We start from the raw sequence: 21201 nt of genomic DNA on the forward strand, positions 1-21201 counted from the left end.
TCATGAAAAAAATTAAATCTTACCTTTTATTTTTCGGTCTGTGGAGTTTATTTTTTCTGCCTATCGAAGTGCGAGCAAGTGGCGAAGATAATCAGCAAAATAGTGCTAATTATTCAGTTCAAAAGATGCAACCTGAGGGAGCACTAGTTTCAAATAACAGTTCATTTTTTGATTTACTAGTCCAACCGGGGGAAAAACGAAGGATTCAAGCGACTATTTTTAGTAGTGATGATCAGCCAATTACGGTAAATTCCGAGATATTTACAACCTATACAAATGAAAACGGGCAGATTAGCTACACTTCTGCCGCTGAAACCTATGATAAAAGTTTACGCTTCAAAATCAGCGACTTTGCTGCAGTAGCTGCTTCTGATATTCAGGCCGAGGTTGCTCCTGGGGAGAGCCAGACTGTTTCAGTAGATATTCAAGTGCCGGAGGATATTCAAGACGGGGCTTATGTAGGCTCTTGGTATTTCGAAAGAGCAGATCAGGTTGTCGAAGGAGAAAATAGCCAGGAAGGCATCTCAATTTCTAACAAATACAGCTATGCATTGGGAATTAAATTGACGGTCAATCAAGAGATTGCCGAACCTAATTTAAACTTGTTGGATATCACAACTGGCATGAACAACTACCGTAAAGTAGTGCACGCAAATCTTCAAAATGATTTGCCAACTGTGGTTTCTCAGCTGAAAGTAGCCGCTGAAATTATGCCCAAAGATGAATATCAAGTGCTTTACAAAAATTCACTAGAAAACATAACGATGGCACCAAACTCCAACTATAGTTTTCCCATATTCTTTGAAAATCAACCGATGGAAGCGGGCCAATATACGATGGAATTGACGGCCACTACAAATGACCCTAAATGGTCAGAGAAAACTTGGCGTTGGCGGGAGAATTTTACTATTACTGAAAATGAGGTGCAGGCGTTGGCGGCAGAAGCCATCAACGATCCACCTATGAAAGAAAGTAAATTTAATTGGCCCCCCTATCTAATCATCGGTGGTTTGCTAGCATTGATGCTGATTATTTGGCTGAAATATCACTACGAACGGTCAAAGAGAATTAAACTAGAGGAAAAGAAAAAGAGCAAAAGGAAAAAAAACATTAGCAGAAAGGTAAGTCACCCATAGAGTTTTTAAAGCGTTCTGTGAAATTAAGCGAGGATATCGGAGAGAGTAAGAAGGTGGCATAAATGAAAAAAATTTTTTGGCTTATTTTACTGGCAACAATTGCGGCTAGCTTATTTACTCTGCCTAAAATTCAGCAGGCGAATGACTTTGACCCGTGGGTTTTTGCTAAAGAGTATCCAGCAGATTTGACAGGTGAAACTGGTGTGACTGGTGAAGTGGAGGTAGTGGAGGATGGCATTTTTCTGACTTCCTTGATGGAAGCACAATACGGTACACCCCAAAGTACCGGGCTTGGCGGAGCTTGGTCAACAAATAATGACTTCACTCACTTAAGCAATACGAAAATTACCATTCGTGAGCCGATACTGTGGATGCAAAAAAGTGAACTGAAAGGCCAATATACCCCTGCTTCTCCCAATGAGCCTCTTAAAGGCGGAAAATTCCAAGTTTCGCATTTTTTACCGATTTATGCGAGTAATAATATGAATGGTGGCTGGGAAAAAACTAAAGATGATTTTAGAGCTGGCAATTATGGTCTGTATTTACGGTTGGAATTTCCTCCAGGAGTAGATGCTCAGGCGATGGCCAAATGTATTGACTGGTCCAGTATGGGAGCTAGTACGAAGTTCAACATTAGGGCAATGGGAATTCCGACTTTTTCTGATATTTACTTTCCAATTACTGTTGTACCTCGCTACACAAAATACAGCAAAGAAGATCCTTCAGCGATTTATTTGCTAATAAGAGGAGTAGATTATCGAAATTTTACTGATGAACAAAAAGAAGAGATGACAACCTCTGCTGAGGAAATGGAAAGATTGGTAAATGTTACAGGGTTGGGCTTTTTAGCGGGTGAAGGAACTGTCCACTATGCTTTTGATATCAGTCGTTATACAGGAAATCTATCCACAGAAGAATTATTAGCTTTAGGAGTTACGCCTGAAAAAAATCCACAGGCTTTTGAAGCTGCGGATAATAGTCCCGGGAAAATTCTAACACGAGGTAATTTACCCCCTCATCCGAAATTCCCTTCCTTTAGATTTTTATATTCTGCCAAATGACCAGACACTCTCTCCAGAAGTTATGGGTATCAATGAACGTTCAACGCTTCATGAGGTGGAAGACACCTTGTTTGTTTTAGATAAGATAAGAGCTAACAAGGCAAAAACTAACTTGCAGGTGAATAGTTGGAGCAGTTACTTTTCACCAATCGACATACTCCGTGATCCGACTGGCAGGCTGTCACCAGAAGGCTTGAACTTAGATTCAACTAAAAGCTACAATCTGCAAAGCCAACTTGATACTCAAGGGGATTACCATCCGGATGAGTTTTTAGAAGTTATCAACGACAGTTATACTCAAACTTTGCCAGGAGAAAATTTGTGGAATCGCTCATTGACACTTGATCATCATGGTTCTTTAATGACGTATCTTGATTTAAATAACCCAGCATTGACAGCTCAAGGGGGCAGAAATAATCGTTTTGTGCGGGTAGTGGACTTTTTTACTAAAGAAGATATCACAAATAATGGCGGGCGAAGGGTTACTGTAAATCAGCAGATTGAAGATTCTACTGGCAGTCTAAAGCCTTTAGATTATTTCTTATCAGCTATTAATGAACCCCAGAAGGTTATCTTTAGCGGCAGTGCAATGCCCACCAGAGGGAATACTGTTGGACCAATACTTCCTAATCAACTGACTGTCCAGCATATTGTGGACCCACCAAGTTTTTCAGTAAATCTTCAAAATGATTTAGAAGTTACTCTAGGTGAATCTATCACTCTTTCTGGTCAAGTTTCTTCTGTTGAATCAAACACAGCCGATGTGTATTATTCAATCGGTGCAGGTGAATGGATTAATTTAGGAGATACAATAACAGGAGATCCTATTATTGGGGAACGGGAATGGCAGCAAAGCCTTCCTTTTACAGATGTGAGCGGTTGTGGTGAACAGGAAATTAGATTAAAAGCTGTCGATAAATTTGGCTTGGAGTCCAATATAATTTCACAAAAGGTAAAGGTATTGCCTAGAGAGTATCACTTCACCATTCATTATTGGGATTTAGAAGTGAATGAATTACTTGAGTCGGTACAGACGACCGTTGATGATACCCAATTAGTCGATGGAAGTTATCCCTTCCAATTCAGGAATTACAAGTATGATCAAAGAGGTTGGAAATTTGAATATGGCAGGCTTGGCGAAGCTAGCCAGCATTTTCAAGAGGGAGATTACGTTAACTTAGCTTTATCAGACTTACAAGGGGGAGCTATTGAGTTGACCTCTTATTTGATTCCTGTAAATCCTGGTTTTGAGGTACCCAATATTATTGACTTTGGTGATCAGGTTGCAGGTTTTGCTGAAGCAGAGTTTTTCCCTGAAAAAATTGACGGCAAGCTTCATGTATTGAATCGCTCTAACCTACAACATTGGCAACTATATGTCACTGGTGAACCTTTGAAAAAGAAAGTGGAAGGCAGCGGTGAAGGAAAAGCCTTGGAAGGGATTTTGAGGTATTATAAAGATGGACAATCAGTTAATCTTGTAGATAATTCCTTTAAAATTTTTGATCCGCAAGTAGACCCTGATGCCAGCACGGAGGAAGGTTATGAAATTTCACAAAACTGGACCTATGCTAAAGACTTGGAAGCGACTGCAGAAAACCAGAAAAATGGGTTTTCCTTATTTGTAAAAGGTTCCCCTGAAGCTGGGGCTTATGAGGCCACCATTAATTGGACTGTGGTTGGAGAAATTGACTATTGAAGCTTGGTCCACTAAATATGGAAGAAAAAAACTAATTGTATCTGAAGTGGTCTGGATTTTCAGAACGTTTCAAATACAATTAGTTTTTTGTGTTAAGAAAGTTTTTTAAATTAAGAAAAGAAACTGTAATTACTTTCCTGCTTGCAACTTTTCCCAAATGACAACTTGGTTTTCAGCTAAAGATTTTGGGACGTCGATGATTCGCTGATTGCTGCTGCCACGAAATTGCAGCTTGAGATTTTTTTTTGCCAACTCAAAACGGCCATCAACCAAGATATCTACGTAGGATAATAACTCCAGTTTGTCTGAGGATTCTTGTAGTAATTCTTCAAAAGTATAGCCAGTCCAGCTCCAGATATCTCTACTACTTCCGTATTCTTTTCGTAAGCGTGTAACAACTTTCAAACAGACTTCTGTATTTAAAAAAGGTTCTCCGCCTAATAAGGTCAGACCTTGAACATAGTCTGGTTGTAAGTCCGCCATTATTTGATCCTCCAGTTCATCAGTGAAAGGTTGACCATATTGGAAATTTTGGACAGCTTTATTAAAGCAGCCCTCACAGTTAAACAAGCAGCCACTGACATAAAGACTATTTCTGACGCCTTCGCCATCGACAAAATTTAAGGGTTTATAATCAGCATAATAATTTTTACTATATTGACTTGCCAACCACTCTTTTGGTTGAGGATTATTCAAGAAAATCCCTCCTTGCAAATTCTTTTATTTAATAAGTGAGTGAAAACAATAAAAAATAGATACTGCCAAACAATTCACTACAGATAAAATTGCGCCAAGACAAGGTCAAGGCGCAATTTTTTTAATTTTATTTGACTTAGTTTTATTAAGAGAGTTTGTTCAGTTGTTTTTTTTCATATGTTTAACTCGTGATGAAATTTCTTTATGGCGGCCATGGACCATCGGACGAGCTTGAGGATTTCCAAGGTAGCCGCAGGTTCTTTTGACAACGTCACATGACTTTGGATCGTGATTGCCACATTCGGGACATTCAAAGCCGCGGGCAGTTGGATTAAAGTCACCTTCAAATCCACATTCATAACAGTGGTCAATTGGTGTATTGGTACCTAGATAGCCGACCCGGTCATAGGCGTAATCCCAAACAGCTTCTAAAGCTTTGGGATTTTGTTGTAGCACAGGATATTCACAGTAGTGGATGAACCCGCCGGAACAATATTTTGGATAATCTTTTTCAAAGTCCAATTTTTCAAAAGGTGTTGGGTTCTTGCGGACATCATAATGGAAACTATTGGTATAGTATTCCTTATCAGTAATATTAGCTACAACGCCAAATTTTTCAGTGTCTAAGCGGCAGAACCGATCTGTTAAGCTTTCACTTGGAGTAGAATAGACGCTGAAGTGATAGCCGTACTCGTTGCCCCAATCATCAGCATGAGCCTTCAATTCTTTTAAGATGCTCAAAGTAAATTCTTTGGCTTCAGCATCTTGCTCCCATTCGCCTCCGAAAAAGGCGGATGCTACTTCATACAAGCCGATGTAGCCGAGGGAAATAGTCGCACGTTTATTTTTAAACAATTCATTAACGGCATCTTTACGGTTTAATCGTTTGCCAAAGGCGCCATACATATACAAAATTGGCGCATTAGCAGGTGAAGCTTCTTTACAGCGTTCAACACGATACACAAGGGCATCTTTCATAATGCCTAAGCGTTCTTCTAAAATTTGCCAGAAGCGATCAAGGTTGCCGGAGGATTCTAACGCAATCCGCGGTAAATTCAAGGTGACTACCCCAAGATTCATCCGGCCGACATTAATTTCTTGGCCATTTTCATCCTGCCAGCCTTGTAAAAATGAGCGGCAGCCCATTGGTACTTTAAAACTACCGGTTAATTCAACAATTTTGTCATAACTTAAAATATCAGGATACATCCGTTTAGTAGCACATTCTAAGGCTAACTGCTTAACATCGTAATTCGGGTCGTTTTCAGATAAATTGACACCACGTTTTAAAGTAAAAATTAATTTCGGGAAGATGGCTGTCCGATGCTCACTGCCAAGTCCGTTAATGCGAATTTGCAAAATGGCCCGTTGGATTTCCCGTTCAAACCAATTTGTGCCAAGGCCAAAGCCAAGGGAAGTAAAAGGTGTTTGCCCATTGGAGGTGAACAGGGTATTGATTTCATATTCCAAACTCTGCATAGCATCATAAATATCTTTTTGAGTTTTAGCTAAGGCATAGGCTTTACGTTTATCAGCAACTTCAATCCATTCTTCCGCATCTTTTAAATGTTTTTGGTAATTTAATTTTGCAAAGGGTGCTAGTAGTTCATCCACCCGGTCTGCTGAACAACCGCCGTACTGGCTAGAGGCGACATTGGCGATAATTTGTGAAATTTGAGCCGTTGCTGTTTGAATTGATTTAGGCGATTCAACTTCGGCATTGCCAATCTTGAAGCCTTCAGTCAGCATAGTTTTAAAGTCAATTAAGCAACAATTGGTCATCGGTGTGTATGGATGATAGTCCAAATCATGATAATGAATGTCACCTTTTTGATGAGCATTGGCCACATGGGGCGGCAACATTTTTAAGCCGATGGATTTTCCAACAATCCCAGCGGTCAGATCTCTCTGTGTGTTAAAAACATCACTATCTTTGTTAGCGTTTTCGTTGACAACAGTTTGGTCTTTGTTAATCAGCTTGCCAATGGTAAAATTAATATCGGTTGCTTTGGAGCGTTCAAAGTCCCGTTGCGTCCGGTAGTTGATATATTCTTGAGCCAAGTCATATTCGTTTTTCTCAAGTAAAATGTGTTCAACCACATTTTGGACTTCATAAATTTTTACGTTATGGGCGAAGCGTTCGCTGATTTCTTGGTCAATCCGGTTGACAATTTCTTGAATTCGTTCGTGGGCTAAAGGGTCGATGGAACCATTAATTTTGGCTTCCGCTTTAACTAAAGCATCGTAAATTTTTTGGTCGTCAAAGTCCACTAAGCGACCATCCCGTTTGACAACTTTGAATTTTGCAAGTCTTGGATGCAGTAGAATTTCCGTATTTTCCCGTTGGATTTTCATCATTTTTTTCACACTCATTTCCTTTAATCTCGCTTTCTATAATAAAACATTTCACAAGATAGAGCAATAGTTTTCCGGAAGATATTTATCAATATCTGGTATTTTATAGAGAATATTTTGAAAGATAGCCACCAGATATAGTGGGTCCACTGTTTAGGCTTGTTTGACGGGATTTTTGGCTGAATATGCTATGATAGAGGGGAGGAAGTGATGAGATGAAAACAATTATTGATGTAAAAAATCTGACCAAAACCTTTGGCAGTCGAAAAAATAAAGTCAATGTGCTGGAGAATATTTCTTTTTCTGTAGAGGAGGGAGAATTTGTTGGCATTATGGGGCCAAGTGGTGCCGGTAAGACAACTTTATTAAATATCTTATCGACAATCAGTTTTCCGACCCTCGGCAGCATTGTAATTAATGGTGCCGATTTAACTAGTCTTAAAGGCGATAATCTCAGCGAGTTCCGCAGAAAAAATTTAGGGTTTATTTTGCAGGATTTTCATTTAATGAATACTTTAACGGCCCGAGACAATATTTTATTGCCACTGGCGGTTGAAAAAAAATCACTGGCTGAAATCGACCAAAAAATCGCAATGGCTAGTGAAATGTTAGGAATCAAAGGGATTTTGAATCAATATCCCGATGAATTATCGGTGGGACAAAAACAAAGGGTGGCAGCAGCTCGGGCCTTAATCGAAGAGCCCAAAATTATTTTTGCTGATGAGCCAACTGGGGCGTTGGATTCGACTTCTGCCACTGAACTATTGAATTACCTTCATGATATTTCTTTACATAAGGACACCACGATTTTAATGGTGACCCATGATCCTTACACGGCGAGCTATTGCAATCGGATTTTATTTATCAAAGACGGCGCCATTTTTTCTGAAATTGTGCGACGGGGTTCCCGCCGTGAATTTTTCAATAAGGTGATTGATATGCAGGCGACTATCGGCGGGGGAGGGCGCAGCAATGCTATTTCGGCTAGCCTTTAAAAGTTTTCGCCGGCAAGTTAGAAGCTATCTGATTTATTTTTTGAGTATGATTTTAGCGGTGACGATTTTTTATACCTTTAGTGCGCTGACTTATAATGATGCGATTATTGTGCGAGCTAATCAGGATATTCACCTGTCACAGGTCTTAGTTTTAGGACAAATTGCTGTGATTGGGATTTTATTATTTTTTATGCTGAGTACCAATCGCTTTTTCTTAAGAAGGCGGGCAGAGGAAATTGGCATCTATCATTTATTCGGTCTCAATCGCTGGAAAATTACCGGGCTTTTTATTAGTGAAATTATTATTCTAGGGATCTTAAGTCTAGGAATTGGTATTGTGATTGGCATCGTGTTTTCCAAAATGTTTTCCATGATTTTGGTTAAGGCGATGGCCTTGAGTATTGAAAGCAGCTTTTTTATTTCTTGGCGATCAGTTGGTTTAACGGCGGGTACCATGTTTTTTATTTTGTTGATTGTGGCCATGCGCACCGCTTGGATTTTGCAGGACTATTCAACCCATCAATTGTTTAAAATGGATCAGCTGACCAGCCAACAACTTGAAATGAGGGGCTGGCAAAAGGTGCTGGGGGCAATTAGTGTATTGTTTCTATTACTTTCCTATTTAGGAGCTTTTCAGACCTTAGCTCTGGGAAGATGGTTGGCCAATTTTTTTGATGGTTCAGGTTTTTATGCGAATTTTCTCGGTATTTTGATTACACTGTTTTTGGCGAGTGTCGGCACCATTTTTTTCTTTATCTGGGGTTTGCGCTGGCTGCTGTGGCTTGTCGGGCGCAGCCGCAAAATTACAGAACAGAATTTAACAGGTCTACTGATTGGCAATCTGCGGGCCCGTCTAACCCGCAACCGCCGCACAACTGCCGGCATCACGGCCACCATGAGCATAGCGATTATTTTAATCAGTTTGGCCTTTTCAACTTTTATGATTTCTCTGAGGGAGGTTTATTATACCGACCCAACTGATTTTCAAGTGGCGGCCGATCAATATCCTCGTCTCAAAGACATTGTTGAGGAAAATGATGGCGCAGTAACAGCTGAGGAAACGTTGAACTTTAAAACAGTTGGCGGCTATCTGACAGGCAATTTGGTGAACAATCAAGGCAGCTCAGCGGTGGAACTGGTGGATGTAATTTCACTGTCAAATTATCAAGAGTATCAAGAAGTTAATCAGGGGCTGCCGAATATTAAATTGAAAAATAGTCAGCAGGTGGTTTTATTAGACACAGTTCAAAATCTTTTCAGCTATATTTTTGAATATGATTCCAGAGCATATCTGGGTAATCAGCCGGTGACGATTCAGCGGGCGACAGCGGATCGCTTGGGATTGACGCTTCTACGTTATGGTTATGTGACTTTTGTTGTTTCAGATGAGCTGTTTGACCAGCTGGAGGGCTATAGTTATCAAATAGCAGCCTTTAACACCAATAATCAAAATTTGGAGGCCTTAGTGCAAGCTGTTTCGGAAAACTTGCCAGTGGCTTACGATTACGCCCTTAGCTATGACCTTAATTGGAATGGCTCAGCAGTGGTCGGCGAAATTGCCAGTGGAAACCAAGGCCCGTCGATGGTACAAAGATTAAATTATTCTAGTCAGTATCCTAATTGGCGGCTGACCCGCCGACAATCAGGCTTAGTGATTTATGTGACGGTTTTTATCGGATTAATTGCTTTGATTACAACGGGCAGTATTATTGCTCTACGCCAGATTGCTGAGGCCGAACACGGCAAAGAAAATTATCAGCTGCTGCATCTTTTAGGAATTCCTAAAAGAAAAATCTTGCGGGTCATGTATTGGGAAAATGCCCTCGTTTTTATTCCGATTACTTCTGTGATTGTCCTAAATTCTTTTTTTGGGATTTACCTGTTGTCCCGTTACCTAACCTTTACTAATTTTTGGCTACCGAATATTTTTATTATTTTTACCGTGGTGGTCTATCTAATGTTTTACATCTTGACGGCGAATTTTTATCGCCGAGTGGTGGATCTATAGATTTTCAGAAAAAGGGCAAAAAAGCTTTTATCAGCGGTTCGTTATGCTATAATTTTATGAAAAGAAAGGCGGGAAACGATGGATTCAAAAGAAGAACAATTATTAATTGATTTAACGAGTGCCAGAGGTGTTCCGGGAAATGAGGGTCAAGTCCGGGAGATTTTTAAAAATTATGCGAAAGACTATGCCGAAGATGTTTTCTTTGATGGATTGGGCAGTGTGATTGCCAAGCATTCCGGATCAAAGGGCGGTCCAAAAATTTTTATTTCCGGTCACATGGATGAAGTTGGCTTTATGGTGACGAAAATCACGGATAAAGGTTTTATTGAGTTTCAAACTTTAGGCGGCTGGTGGGGTCAGGTTATGCTGGCACAACAAGTTGAAATCACTACAGATGACGATAAAGTGATTCATGGGGTGATTGGTTCAAAACCACCGCATGTGCTATCGCCAGAAGCTCGCCAAAAACCTTACGATGTCAAAGAGATGTTTATCGATGTCGGCGCCAGCAGTGCTGAGGAAGTGAAGGGCTGGGGAGTTCGGCCTGGTGATATGATTACACCTTATATCGAATACAAACGCTTGAACGATACCAAATTTTTACTCGCTAAAGCTTGGGATAATCGGATTGGCACGGCTGTTTCGTTAAAAGTTTTAGAAAATCTAGCTGAAGCAGACCATCCTAACGTTTTATTTGCCGGCAGCGACGTTATGGAGGAAGTGGGCTTAAGAGGTGCCCGCACCAGCACCCATTTGGTCAATCCAGATATTGCCTTTGCTTTGGATACTGGAACCGCTGGCGATACTCCGGGCATGACGCCTAAGGAAGCTGATTCAATTTTAGGCAAAGGCCCGCAAGTTTTGATTTTTGACGCTTCAATGGTGCCTCACAAAAAATTATTAAAATTTGTGATTGATACGGCTGAGGAATTAGAGATTCCCTTCCAATATACGGTGATTACCGGCGGCGGTACGGATGCCGGACAAATGCATTTGACTAGAGACGGGATTCCGTCGTTAGCGATTACTGTACCAGTGCGATACTTGCATTCTCATACTTCAGTTATTCATGAGGATGACTATCTTAACACGGTGAAGCTAGTCACTGAAGTGGTAAAACGCTTGGACAGTGATAAAGTCAAAGAGATTCGTAGTTATTAAACACAGGTGAATGATCAGGAAAGATTTTCTGCATCTGTAGGAAATCTTTCTGATTTTTATAAAAAAGGTAAGTGAGAAAAGGAGAGAAAAATGGAAAATTATGAACTGCGGGCAAAAGCCCGGGAAGCATTGGCAGGCCAATGGGGAATTAATGCAATTATTACGTTATTTGTCTACATTATTACGACGGTGATTCAAGGTGCCGTGACTAGATTATTTGGTTTTAATGCCACTAATTCGGATGGGCTGCTTTATCTATTAGTTACGTATGCGTTGTCGATTTTTATTTTATTTGCATTCTCGTATGGGCAAAATTATATTGCACTAGAAGTAGCGAAGGGGCAAAAAGCTGAAATCGGCGATGTCTTTTCCATCTTCAATAAAAAATATTATGTGCCTATGATGATCTTTAATTTAATTAGCGAGGTGCTGAATTTCTTAATCAGTTTGATTATTTTTGTTCCAATTATGCTGATTTTTGGTTTCACCGCCTATATGTCCTTTGCCCTTGGTGGTAGCACGAATGGACTGACTCGTCTCTTGAATGATGGCGAAATTAGCACGTCAACTGCAATTATTTTTGTGGTGCTAATCTTAGCAGTGCTTGTGTTATTCTTTATTGTTTCTTATATCATTGCTGGGGTTTTCAAATTTGCCGCTTGGGCGAAGTTGGAAAATCCGGAAATGCCGACATTAAAGGCTTTATCCTATGCTTGGTATTTAATCAAGGACCGGATTGGTAAATACATTTTGATGAATCTTTCCTTCATCGGCTGGTGGATTTTCTGTATTTTCATTATTCCAGTTTTATGGGTAGTGCCGTACATCAATACTAGCTTAGCTGAATTTTACTTGAATGCGAAAAATGAACGGGACTTTATGAATGTATAATTGATTTTTAAGCGGCGTCTTCAGGGGTTCAAAGCCTTTGAAGACGTCTTTTTGTGTTAGGATAGAAGTAACAAAAATTGTTTGGAGGCTGTCGAATGAAATTAACGGTTTTAGGTTATTTAGGAGCGTACCCTTATGATGGGGACGGAACGACGGGATTTTTATTGCAATCAGGGGAGTTTAATTTACTATTGGATGCTGGCAGTGGCACACTTTTACAATTGCAAAAATATTTAGACCCGTTGGCACTGGATGCAGTCATTTTAAGTCATTATCACCACGACCATATTGCTGATTTAGGGGTGCTGCAATATGATTGGCAATTAAATCCCCAGCGCAATCAGGAGAAAATTTTGCCGATTCACGGACATACAGAGGATTCATTTCACTTCAATGACTTGACATTAGCGGGCGTCAGCCAAGGACAGCCGTATTACGAGACAGATGAGTTGAATTTAGGACCGTTTTTAGTTACATTTATGAAGACGATTCATCCAGTGCCTTGTTATGCTATGCGCTTTGTTGAAAAAAGCAGCGGCAAGGTTTTGGTCTTTACCGGCGATTCCGGTTACTTGGAAAAATTTAATGATTTTGCCAAGGATGCCGATTTATTTTTGGCAGACACATATCTATTTAAAGGCAATGAAAGGCATAAGGCCCACTTTACATCCCTTGAAGCCGGGGAAATTGCCAAAGCGGCTAAGGTAAAACGCTTAGTCTTGACCCATTTACCGCAATTCGGTGATTTAAAGCTTTTACAAGCGGAGGCTCAAGCAGCTGCTGGGCCACAAATTCCAGTCGAGTTGGCAGCCACTGGAAAAATTTTTGATATCTAAGCCAGTATGTTGAGCTATTGCATCTGCCTTTTACGCAGGCCGATTTTTACAATAGAAAATAATGACAAACAATTAAAATTGGAGGAATCAAACATGATTTTTGTACCAAATGAAAACATCGATCCGCGGATTAACTTGGCTATTGAAACTTATTTATTGCGGGAAATGCCATTGGATGAACCAATTTTGTTATTTTATATTAATGAACCGTCGATTATTATCGGCCGCAATCAAAATACAATAGAAGAAATCAATAAAGAATACGTTGAGGAACACGGTATTCATGTTGTTCGTCGATTGAGCGGCGGCGGGGCCGTCTATCATGATTTAGGTAATTTAAATTTCAGTTTTATTATGCCAGATGACGGAAATTCCTTTAGAGACTTTGCTAAATTAACGCAGCCGATTGTCCAAGCGCTCCATGATTTAGGTGTTGAGGGAGCACAATTGAAAGGTCGTAATGATTTAGTAATTGATGACCAGAAATTCTCCGGCAATGCGATGTATGCAACCAATGGCCGGATGTTTGCCCATGGTACGATTATGTTTGATTCGGATATCAATGAAGTGGTGAATGCCCTAAAAGTTCGCCAAGACAAGATTGAATCTAAAGGCATCAAGTCGATTCGCTCACGGGTGACCAATATTAAACCATTTTTACCAGCGGATAAACAAGGGATGACCACTAAAGAGTTCCGGCAAGAAATTTTGTTGAAAATTTTTGGCGTCAATGACATTGCCGATGTTAAAACCTATGATTTAACGGCAGATGACTGGAAAAAAATTGAAGAAATTTCCAATAGCATGTATCGCAACTGGGACTGGAATTATGGCAATTCACCGGCTTTCAATATTGAAAAACGTCATCGTTTTCCAATCGGTTCTGTCGAAGTGCGCTTAGATGTGGAAAGCGGCTTGATTAAAGATGCCAAAATTTATGGTGATTTCTTTGGCTTAGGAGAAATCTCCGATGTAGAAGATAAATTAATTGGTCAAAAATATGAAAAAGCGACGATTAAAGAAATTATTGACAGTATTGATGTCAAAAAATATTTTGGAAATATCGAAGCCGAGGAATTAGTTGATTTAATTTATTAAGCTAATGGCAACTTTTAGATAATCTGTATCATAAAAATGTATGGCTTTGGGGTTTAATCGACTCCAAAGCTTTTTCTTTGGTGGAAGATATTTAGGCTAAAGTTCCATCCCCAACACTAATGCTGCTTTTTTATTGCCAGCGGGGATGGAGACCACTATAATATTAAAGAAAATATCAAAAGGAAGAATGGAGCAGTCTTGTGCGCAATGAAATGATGCATCGGCCAGTGGTCAAAAAGGATTTACTGGATTTTATGCGAAACCAACAAAAACAATTACCCGGAGAACTGGGAAAAATTGAAGCGGAAGCTCATGAGGAGGAGATTCCGATCATCCCTCATGAGACGGTGGTCTTTTTACAATTTTTATTAGGTCAGCTAAAGCCTAAAGAAATTTTGGAAATTGGCACAGCCATTGGGTTTTCCTCTAGTTTAATGGCAGAATCACTGCAAGATGGCGGTCATGTCACAACTATTGATCGTTTTGATGTGATGATTCGCAGGGCCAAAAAAACTTATGAGCGGCTGGGGAATGCCGTTAAAATCAAATTATTAGAAGGCCAAGCTGCTGATATTTTACCAACGTTAAGCGGTCCATACGATTTTATTTTTATGGATAGCGCGAAATCAAAATATATTGAGTTTTTACCAGACTGTTTGCGACTTTTGAAAAAGGGCGGCGTCTTGATGGTGGATGATGTCTTTCAAGCTGGAACAATTTTACAGCCGATTGAAGAAATTCCTCGCGGTCAACGGGCGATTCATCGTAAACTAAATCAGTTTTTAAAAGTGATTATGCAGCATCCTGATTTAACCTCGACCTTACTACCTTTGGGTGATGGCGTGGTGCTGATTACAAAAGAAACTGAGCAGGTTGAACTGCCGTCAGAAGTTGGATAGAAGGATGTGGGAACTGGCTGTGACACGAAATATTTTCTTGAAGTCAACATAATGATAATTAAATATTAGTTTCTGTAGCCTAGTAAATCAGTGAGACTTAAAATCGTGTGCTCCTGAGTTCCAGTAGTTCCTCTTGACAATCCAACAGTAATGATTAATTTTTTTAATATTTTTCGGAAAAGCTGTGTTAACATTAGGTTCTGTTATGCTAGCACAGCTAAAAATAAATAGCAAAAAGATGAAAATGACAATTAATTTCGATTGGATTTTTCATCTGTTTTATTTTCTAGAGCATTTAATTGTTACTGAACACTCAGTTTGTTAGAGCTAGCAGCTTAGTCATTTTAATATTTTTAATAACACGCATGAGATAAATAGTTAATCCAATAAAATCTTCAAAATTTTGAAGCTGGATTTTGATGCTTATTTTCGTTGAATACGGATTATATTTTGCTTATAAATAGAAATTAAGGAGGGATAGCCATGGTAATTGAGCAATTACAAAAAAGAAAAAACTTTACACTATCAGAAAAGCAAATAGCTGAGTATTTGCTGCTGCATCTTGAAGAACTGGGAAACTTGACGATTGATGAGCTGGCAAAAGCTACCTTTACCAGTAAGGCGACCATTATTCGCTTTTGTAAAAAGCTCAAGCTAAAGGGTTTTATTGATTTGCAAAAGGAAATTGCCAAAGAACTTGTGGCTGGAAAGCATTTAGCCAACATTATCGATGATGAGCCGGTTAATCAAGAAACAACTAGTGAAGAGGTCATGGGGCTGGTTCCGGCAATTTATGAAAATGCCTTGACCAATGCCCGCCTATCATTAAATAAAAATCAGCTGAAACGAATTATTAATCGTTTCAAGCATATCGGAAAATTGGATATCTACGGGAGTGGCATCACCTATTCGATTGCCAGTATGGCGGCATTTAAGTTTGCAACTTTAGGTGTTCCGGTGGAGGCCTTTAATGGCTTGAATGAACATTATGTGATTGCGACGCGACAAAAGGAAAATCGATTGGCTATTTTATTATCATTCTCTGGAAACAATCCTTTGATGGCGACGACTGCCAAATATCTAAAGCAGGCGGGTGTCTTTGTGATTGGTATCGGCAATCATCCTGAAAACGCACTTGCACAACAGGTGGATGAATACATTGCTTTGAGACAGAAACAATCGATTTTAAGTATGGAGGTGATGACCTCGATAACAGCGGTCAATTATGTTTTAGATATTCTATTTGTCTCTCAACTGGTTGGCGATTATCAGCAGAATACCCAAAATTCTCTGATGGTTATCAAACAGGAACTGGCAAATAATCACGTGAATGATACCAAAGTTTCAAAAATTCAAGCTGAAACTGACAAATAATGAGACAATGTTTCAACTTTTGATTTTACTACTGTTCTCTTCAAGCCTGGATGATATAGTGAAGCTAGCTTCACCAGTTTAGTTGCATTTGAATTTTTGAGATGGAACAGCTTAGCAAAAAAAGGAGTGTTTGAAATTTGAAAACAATTCGGTTAAAAATTCCCCAATGGCAGGGAGGCAACAATCCCAATTATGCTTTTGGTTCAGAGCTATTGACTTGGTTAGCACCAAAAAATGCCAACCATGTCGAAATTGATGTGGCAATCCCTAAGTATAGTGGACCTTTAGAAAAGGAAAATGGCGTGGTTGGTCAAAGTGTTGTTGCAGGCAATATCGACTTAGTCAATGAAAAAATTCAAGAGGAGCTACCGGATAAAATTATTGCGCTTGGCGGCGATTGTCTGGTTTCTCAAGCGCCTTTTGATTATCTTCATGGAAAATACGGTGATGACTTAGGCATCATTTGGATTGATGCCCATCCAGATATTTCTACACCAGACGTATTCTCCCATGAACATGCGATGGTCTTGGGCAATTTGCTGGCGGGAGGCGACCCGGTGCTTGCTGCCAAGGTTAAAGCACCATTTAAGGCGGCTGATGTGCTTTATGTCGGATTGCAGGAACCGACCAGTGATGAGAAAAAGATATTAGCGGATTTAAATTTAAACTATCAAGTACAAAAAAACGAGCGACTTTCGTCAGAAGCCATTCAAAAATGGCTCAAGGGAAATCATTTTTCCAAAGTAGTGGTTCATTTTGATTTAGATGTCTTAAATCCCCATGAGTTTCGCTCTCTTTATTTTACAGAACCAGGGGTGACCGAATTTCCATCAGAATCTGGTCAAATGAGTTTAAAGGAAGTACAGGCAACTTTTGCCGCAATCAGTGAAGTCAGTGAGATTGTCGGCTTGACTATCGCGGAATATTTGCCTTGGGATGCCGAAAACCTGCAGCAATTGCTATCCGGAATCAGCATCTTTCAGTAAAAAAAGGCAGACAGCAACAGCCTGTTCTTTTTATTGATGGCAGGTTGTTTTGTAAATGGCTTTAATCGATTTCCACCGCGGTAAGTATTCAAAAAGTTCCCACTACAAAAAAAGTATTTAACCTGTTCTAAATTTGGTTTTTAGAGTTTGGATGTTCTTGTATGTAGAGCGTAGCTTTTATAATAGTAGAAAAAATGCAATCAGCTTTCTGTTTAAAGAGCTGATTTTCGCTTGCACAGTGGCAAAGACTTCTTTATAATGGCTAAAACTACAAGTCATTGCATTTTTAGTTGTTGGAAAAAAGGAGGATGTTTAGATGGAAGAAATGCGCCGGAATAAAAGGCAAATGGAGCAGGGGGCTATCAAAGAATTAATTGAGTCCCAGCATGTGCTAAGAATTGGCCTGATTGATGAAACATTTCCTTATGTTGTTCCGGTAAATTATGGCTATGCGTGGCAAGGAGATCAGCTTATTTTTTATATTCATGGTGCAGTCGTTGGTAAAAAAGTTCGCTTGATTGAAAAAAATCCCCATGTTTGTGTGGAAATTGATGGGAAGCATGCCCTAATTGAAACGGGAATGCGTGCCGAGGGCTATTCCTTTGCCTATGAGAGCTTTATCGGCTATGGCAAGGCAGAAATTGTGACGGATGCAACCGAAAAACTTCATGGCTTGGCTTTACTGATGCAACATGAAACGGGAAAAGCTCTGACTGAGTTTGACCCGATACCTGAAAAGATGGTGGAACGGACAGGGATTATCAAAATTGTTATCTCTGAGTTCAGTGGCAAGCATCATCAGCTGCCGGGGAAATCAGAAGCATAGAAAACAGTGCGGCTTAGCTGTGACAAAACTTGTTGAGGGTTTAAAAGTGTAGGATTTTCTGAGATGAAAAGATATTTGTTTGAAAAAAGCAAAGAAAAATTCTGACAGCAAAAAGCCTCAAGTTTTGGTAGCAAAATAGATTTAAAGAGTTCTTAGGTCAGTAAAAGACAGGACTCTTTTTTTTTTGACAAAAATTGACTATAATAAGTTCAGGATTTAGTCAAGGTCTTTAAGAAAGGAAAAACGATGAAATTAATTAAAGTGCACGGTTCAGAGAATGATTTTTTTATTTTGGATCAGACCCAGTTTCAACAAAAATTAACTGACAGCCAAGTCAATCAGCTGACCCAGGCGATCACACCTCGTGAGGGTGGATTAGTCGGTGGAGCAGATGGCATTTTGTTAGTTGATGATGCTAAAAACAGTCTGAGTTTAGGGCAGATGCGGGTGATTAATAATGACGGCAGTGAAGCCAGCATGTGCGGCAATGGTCTGCGGACAGTGGCCCGCTATTTAGCGGAAAAGAATCAGCAGGATTCGTTTAATGTTGAAACGATGTTTGCGGATTTAAAAGTGCGTAAGGCACCAGCCCTCGGTGAAAAAATCGAGACCTATCAAGTCGAAATTTCACCGGTTAGTTTTGATTTGGCGGCTGTTCCGGCTAATCTCGAAGGTGGCCGCGTCATCAATCAAAAGATTCCTGAGCTATCTGACGAGCTACTTTTTTCGGTGGTGGCCGTTCCCAATCCTCATCTAATCACTTTTGTCGATGAAACGACATTAAAAGGTCCATTGCTAGAGGAAATTGCGCAAAAGGTAAATGGTGAAAATAACTTATTTCCTGATGGTGTCAATGTTAGTTTTGTCCAAGTCTTAGGGCAAAACGAGATTTTTGTCAGAACTTTTGAGCGAGGTGTTGGTTTAACCAACGCTTGCGGCACAGCGATGAGTGCTAGCAGTCTGATGCATGTGTTATTAAATGACGGCCGTTTTATGCAGCCGATTAATGTTAAAAACCCTGGCGGGATGGTGCAAACAGTCGTCCATGAAAATCCTGATGGCGGCTATTGGATGGAGCTAGTTGGTAATGCTACCAACACCCATTTGATTGAAGGTGAGCTGGACGATTTTATGCAGCAAAATTTTGATAAGCTGACGATTGTTGAAACGGATGAACAGGCAGACTATCAAAAATTTCTCAATAATATTGAAAAATAATTAAAATTTTGTTCTTGTTAACGTTTTCTATTTTCGTTATAATAATCCTCAGAGACTAACTATCTCAAATGAAAATTTGGAGGCAATTATTATTATGAATCAAGGAAAAGTGAAATGGTTTAACAATGAAAAAGGTTTCGGCTTTATCGAAACTGACGGCAGCGATGATGTATTCGTACACTTCTCAGCTATTCAAGGGGATGGCTTCAAGTCTTTAGAAGAAGGCCAAGAAGTTGAATTTTCAATCGTTGAAGGCGCACGGGGACCACAAGCGGCTGACGTTGTTAAATTATAATCTTTGATATTTTATAAGTGGTTGTGACACAAGTCTTTGACAGTAGAATTATCTGAATTTATTTTTTGTTTTGGCGGTCCAATGGGCCTCGGACAAACGAGTCTATTTTGTACCTGTACTGATGGGGTTCAGATAATTCTTTACTGTTTCAACTTATGTCCAACCACTTTATTTATTTTCATTTTTTTCGTGAAATTCATGAAATTTCGTTGAAAGAATTTATATCGCATTTATTTTACGAAAATATTTCATAGATTACAAAAGAGTTAAATAAAGTTTGTAATCGGGCCGGATTTCCTGTAGTTGATTGAAATCGGGCCTATTTTTTGGTATCGTTTGTTAGACGTATGTAATTTACAAGGAAAAATATTCCTTTAATGAAAAAAGAAATGTGATTCACAGTCACAAGAGGAGCGAACAAATGCGAGTTTGGCAAAAGATCGTGTTGGGATTTGTCTTTGCAGTCCTTTTAGTTGTCATCGGCGTCGTGGCCTATGGTACGAAGGCGTATTATGATTTGAAAGCAACAGCATCCCAAACATATGAATCAGTAGAACGAATCTCTGAAACGAAGCGCTCTGAGGAAGTCGATTACTCCTCCTTGGAACCTATCTCAATTCTATTGATGGGTGTCGATACCGACGTGGAACGAACTGAAGAAGGCGACACCGGCCGGACCGACTCCATGATGGTAGTCACGATTAATCCAGGAACTGGTCAAACAACAATGGTCAGCATTCCCCGGGATACATTGGTGGAAATGGATTATCAATACGGAAATGTTTACATTCAGTACGATAAAATTAATGCAGCCTATGCTTATGGCGGAGCAGCTTTAGCCATGAAGACTGTCGAAGATTTATTAGATATTCCAATTGATCACTATGCAACGGTCAACATGGACGGCATGGCCGATTTAATTGACGCTGTTGGCGGTGTGACTGTCAATAATGCTTTTGCTTTTGATTTAAACATGGAACACTTTGATGAAGGTGAATTACAATTGACTGGTAAGCGTGCGGTTGAATACGCCCGCATGCGTTACGAAGATCCTAATGGCGACTACGGCCGTCAAGAAAGACAGCGGGAAGTCTTAGAGCAATTGTTTAACCAAATTACTTCTGTTGGCACATTAAGCAATTATCAAAACCTGCTGGATGTATTGGGTGAAAATGGCAAAACCGACTTAGACTGGTCAACCATTAGCTCATTGGTTCAAAATTATACACCGGCTTTAAGCAATTTTGTGACGGATCAACTACAAGGTGTGGATTACACTGGTGATGGTTATATCGGCGAAAGTGGTATTTCTTTCCAACAAGTGACCGAAGAAGAAATTATCCGAGTTCAAAACCTATTGAAGGAACAATTGAATGAAGCGACCATTACGGAACTGGCTTCTGATTATCCTGATTTAGAAGTTTTGGCGGATAGCTACACAACCTCCACCTATGGGACTACAAGTTCTGATACCTACACTTATGGTAACGACACCACCTATGATGATAGCACGAGCTATGGTTATTAAATTTTAAATTCTTTCCCTCTCTTCTCAAAAAGCAATTGCCTTTGAGATGAGAGGGGATTTTTTTGTTTTTGTAGTAGTTTTGCAGAATGAAGTTGTCGAGAAACGAAGGATTTTTTTGCGCAATTTTGCAAGGTGTTAT

The 21201-nt window shown here is 39.7% G+C and carries 18 protein-coding genes; 16 read left to right on the top strand and 2 right to left on the bottom strand.

What is annotated here, in order from left to right:
• Positions 1 to 2 precede the first annotated feature (2 nt).
• The 3 genes from AC1Z3S_RS10275 to AC1Z3S_RS10285 all read left to right on the top strand — a co-directional run bounded on the left by AC1Z3S_RS10275 (position 3) and on the right by AC1Z3S_RS10285 (position 3896).
• Positions 3 to 1136, top strand: coding sequence for a WxLIP family cell surface protein (locus AC1Z3S_RS10275; protein WP_461740305.1), 1134 nt, complete (start codon positions 3 to 5; stop codon positions 1134 to 1136).
• Positions 1137 to 1198: 62 nt separating this feature from the next.
• On the top strand, positions 1199 to 2197 hold the full coding sequence (locus AC1Z3S_RS10280; RefSeq protein WP_461740306.1) for a hypothetical protein: 999 nt from the start codon (positions 1199 to 1201) through the stop codon (positions 2195 to 2197).
• Positions 2198 to 2219: 22 nt separating this feature from the next.
• Positions 2220 to 3896, top strand: a complete 1677-nt coding sequence (locus tag AC1Z3S_RS10285) for a hypothetical protein (RefSeq protein WP_461740307.1) — start codon at positions 2220 to 2222, stop codon at positions 3894 to 3896.
• Between the two features lie 129 nt (positions 3897 to 4025).
• Here the strand turns inward: AC1Z3S_RS10285 and nrdG are convergent, their stop codons facing one another.
• Positions 4026 to 4592 carry an anaerobic ribonucleoside-triphosphate reductase activating protein gene (nrdG, locus tag AC1Z3S_RS10290; protein ID WP_461740308.1) on the bottom strand — a complete coding sequence of 189 codons (567 nt, stop codon included), beginning with the start codon at positions 4590 to 4592 and terminating at the stop codon, positions 4026 to 4028.
• A gap of 159 nt (positions 4593 to 4751) precedes the next feature.
• Positions 4752 to 6950, bottom strand: coding sequence for an anaerobic ribonucleoside-triphosphate reductase (gene nrdD, locus AC1Z3S_RS10295; protein WP_461740523.1), 2199 nt, complete (start codon positions 6948 to 6950; stop codon positions 4752 to 4754).
• 212 nt (positions 6951 to 7162) lie between these two features.
• On the opposite strand from nrdD, the gene AC1Z3S_RS10300 reads away from it, so the two are divergent.
• From AC1Z3S_RS10300 to AC1Z3S_RS10360, 13 genes are all read left to right on the top strand, one after another.
• A complete protein-coding gene (locus AC1Z3S_RS10300) occupies positions 7163 to 7942 on the top strand; it encodes an ABC transporter ATP-binding protein (protein ID WP_461738379.1) in 780 nt (259 codons plus the stop codon).
• Positions 7920 to 9950, top strand: coding sequence for an FtsX-like permease family protein (locus AC1Z3S_RS10305; RefSeq protein ID WP_461740309.1), 2031 nt, complete (start codon positions 7920 to 7922; stop codon positions 9948 to 9950). The genes AC1Z3S_RS10300 and AC1Z3S_RS10305 overlap by 23 nt, the downstream gene beginning before the upstream one ends.
• Positions 9951 to 10028: 78 nt before the next feature.
• Positions 10029 to 11111: a M42 family metallopeptidase gene (locus AC1Z3S_RS10310; RefSeq protein ID WP_461740310.1), complete on the top strand. Its 1083-nt coding sequence runs from the start codon at positions 10029 to 10031 to the stop codon at positions 11109 to 11111.
• A gap of 90 nt (positions 11112 to 11201) precedes the next feature.
• Complete coding sequence (locus tag AC1Z3S_RS10315; RefSeq protein WP_461740311.1) at positions 11202 to 12002, top strand: DUF975 family protein; 801 nt, start codon at positions 11202 to 11204, stop codon at positions 12000 to 12002.
• A gap of 95 nt (positions 12003 to 12097) precedes the next feature.
• Entirely contained in the window at positions 12098 to 12838 is a 741-nt protein-coding gene (locus AC1Z3S_RS10320; RefSeq protein ID WP_461740312.1) for an MBL fold metallo-hydrolase, read from the top strand.
• 93 nt (positions 12839 to 12931) lie between these two features.
• On the top strand, positions 12932 to 13936 hold the full coding sequence (gene lplA / locus AC1Z3S_RS10325; RefSeq protein ID WP_461740313.1) for a lipoate--protein ligase: 1005 nt from the start codon (positions 12932 to 12934) through the stop codon (positions 13934 to 13936).
• A 200-nt stretch (positions 13937 to 14136) separates the two neighbouring features.
• A complete protein-coding gene (locus AC1Z3S_RS10330) occupies positions 14137 to 14835 on the top strand; it encodes an O-methyltransferase (protein WP_461740314.1) in 699 nt (232 codons plus the stop codon).
• Between the two features lie 483 nt (positions 14836 to 15318).
• Positions 15319 to 16209: a MurR/RpiR family transcriptional regulator gene (locus AC1Z3S_RS10335; RefSeq protein ID WP_461740315.1), complete on the top strand. Its 891-nt coding sequence runs from the start codon at positions 15319 to 15321 to the stop codon at positions 16207 to 16209.
• A 137-nt stretch (positions 16210 to 16346) separates the two neighbouring features.
• Positions 16347 to 17195, top strand: coding sequence for an arginase family protein (locus tag AC1Z3S_RS10340; RefSeq protein WP_461740316.1), 849 nt, complete (start codon positions 16347 to 16349; stop codon positions 17193 to 17195).
• A 316-nt stretch (positions 17196 to 17511) separates the two neighbouring features.
• Positions 17512 to 18021 carry a pyridoxamine 5'-phosphate oxidase family protein gene (locus AC1Z3S_RS10345; protein ID WP_461740317.1) on the top strand — a complete coding sequence of 170 codons (510 nt, stop codon included), beginning with the start codon at positions 17512 to 17514 and terminating at the stop codon, positions 18019 to 18021.
• 246 nt (positions 18022 to 18267) lie between these two features.
• On the top strand, positions 18268 to 19239 hold the full coding sequence (dapF, locus tag AC1Z3S_RS10350) for a diaminopimelate epimerase (protein ID WP_461740318.1): 972 nt from the start codon (positions 18268 to 18270) through the stop codon (positions 19237 to 19239).
• 94 nt (positions 19240 to 19333) lie between these two features.
• Complete coding sequence (gene cspD, locus AC1Z3S_RS10355) at positions 19334 to 19534, top strand: cold-shock protein CspD (RefSeq protein WP_265458821.1); 201 nt, start codon at positions 19334 to 19336, stop codon at positions 19532 to 19534.
• Between the two features lie 421 nt (positions 19535 to 19955).
• Positions 19956 to 21062 carry an LCP family glycopolymer transferase gene (locus AC1Z3S_RS10360; protein ID WP_461740319.1) on the top strand — a complete coding sequence of 369 codons (1107 nt, stop codon included), beginning with the start codon at positions 19956 to 19958 and terminating at the stop codon, positions 21060 to 21062.
• The last annotated feature ends 139 nt before the right edge of the window (positions 21063 to 21201 follow it).

Source organism: Enterococcus sp. LJL90, assembly GCF_056924355.1.

Bases quoted from the DNA above. Each gene is read 5' to 3' on its own strand.
- AC1Z3S_RS10275 (WP_461740305.1), top strand. From the start codon at position 3: ATGAAAAAAATTAAATCTTACCTTTTATTTTTCGGTCTGTGGAGTTTA.
- AC1Z3S_RS10280 (WP_461740306.1), top strand. From the start codon at position 1,199: ATGAAAAAAATTTTTTGGCTTATTTTACTGGCAACAATTGCGGCTAGC.
- AC1Z3S_RS10285 (WP_461740307.1), top strand. From the start codon at position 2,220: ATGGGTATCAATGAACGTTCAACGCTTCATGAGGTGGAAGACACCTTG.
- nrdD (WP_461740523.1), bottom strand. From the start codon at position 6,950: ATGATGAAAATCCAACGGGAAAATACGGAAATTCTACTGCATCCAAGA.
- AC1Z3S_RS10300 (WP_461738379.1), top strand. From the start codon at position 7,163: ATGAAAACAATTATTGATGTAAAAAATCTGACCAAAACCTTTGGCAGT.
- AC1Z3S_RS10305 (WP_461740309.1), top strand. From the start codon at position 7,920: ATGCTATTTCGGCTAGCCTTTAAAAGTTTTCGCCGGCAAGTTAGAAGC.
- AC1Z3S_RS10310 (WP_461740310.1), top strand. From the start codon at position 10,029: ATGGATTCAAAAGAAGAACAATTATTAATTGATTTAACGAGTGCCAGA.
- AC1Z3S_RS10315 (WP_461740311.1), top strand. From the start codon at position 11,202: ATGGAAAATTATGAACTGCGGGCAAAAGCCCGGGAAGCATTGGCAGGC.
- AC1Z3S_RS10320 (WP_461740312.1), top strand. From the start codon at position 12,098: ATGAAATTAACGGTTTTAGGTTATTTAGGAGCGTACCCTTATGATGGG.
- lplA (WP_461740313.1), top strand. From the start codon at position 12,932: ATGATTTTTGTACCAAATGAAAACATCGATCCGCGGATTAACTTGGCT.
- AC1Z3S_RS10335 (WP_461740315.1), top strand. From the start codon at position 15,319: ATGGTAATTGAGCAATTACAAAAAAGAAAAAACTTTACACTATCAGAA.
- AC1Z3S_RS10345 (WP_461740317.1), top strand. From the start codon at position 17,512: ATGGAAGAAATGCGCCGGAATAAAAGGCAAATGGAGCAGGGGGCTATC.
- dapF (WP_461740318.1), top strand. From the start codon at position 18,268: ATGAAATTAATTAAAGTGCACGGTTCAGAGAATGATTTTTTTATTTTG.
- cspD (WP_265458821.1), top strand. From the start codon at position 19,334: ATGAATCAAGGAAAAGTGAAATGGTTTAACAATGAAAAAGGTTTCGGC.
- AC1Z3S_RS10360 (WP_461740319.1), top strand. From the start codon at position 19,956: ATGCGAGTTTGGCAAAAGATCGTGTTGGGATTTGTCTTTGCAGTCCTT.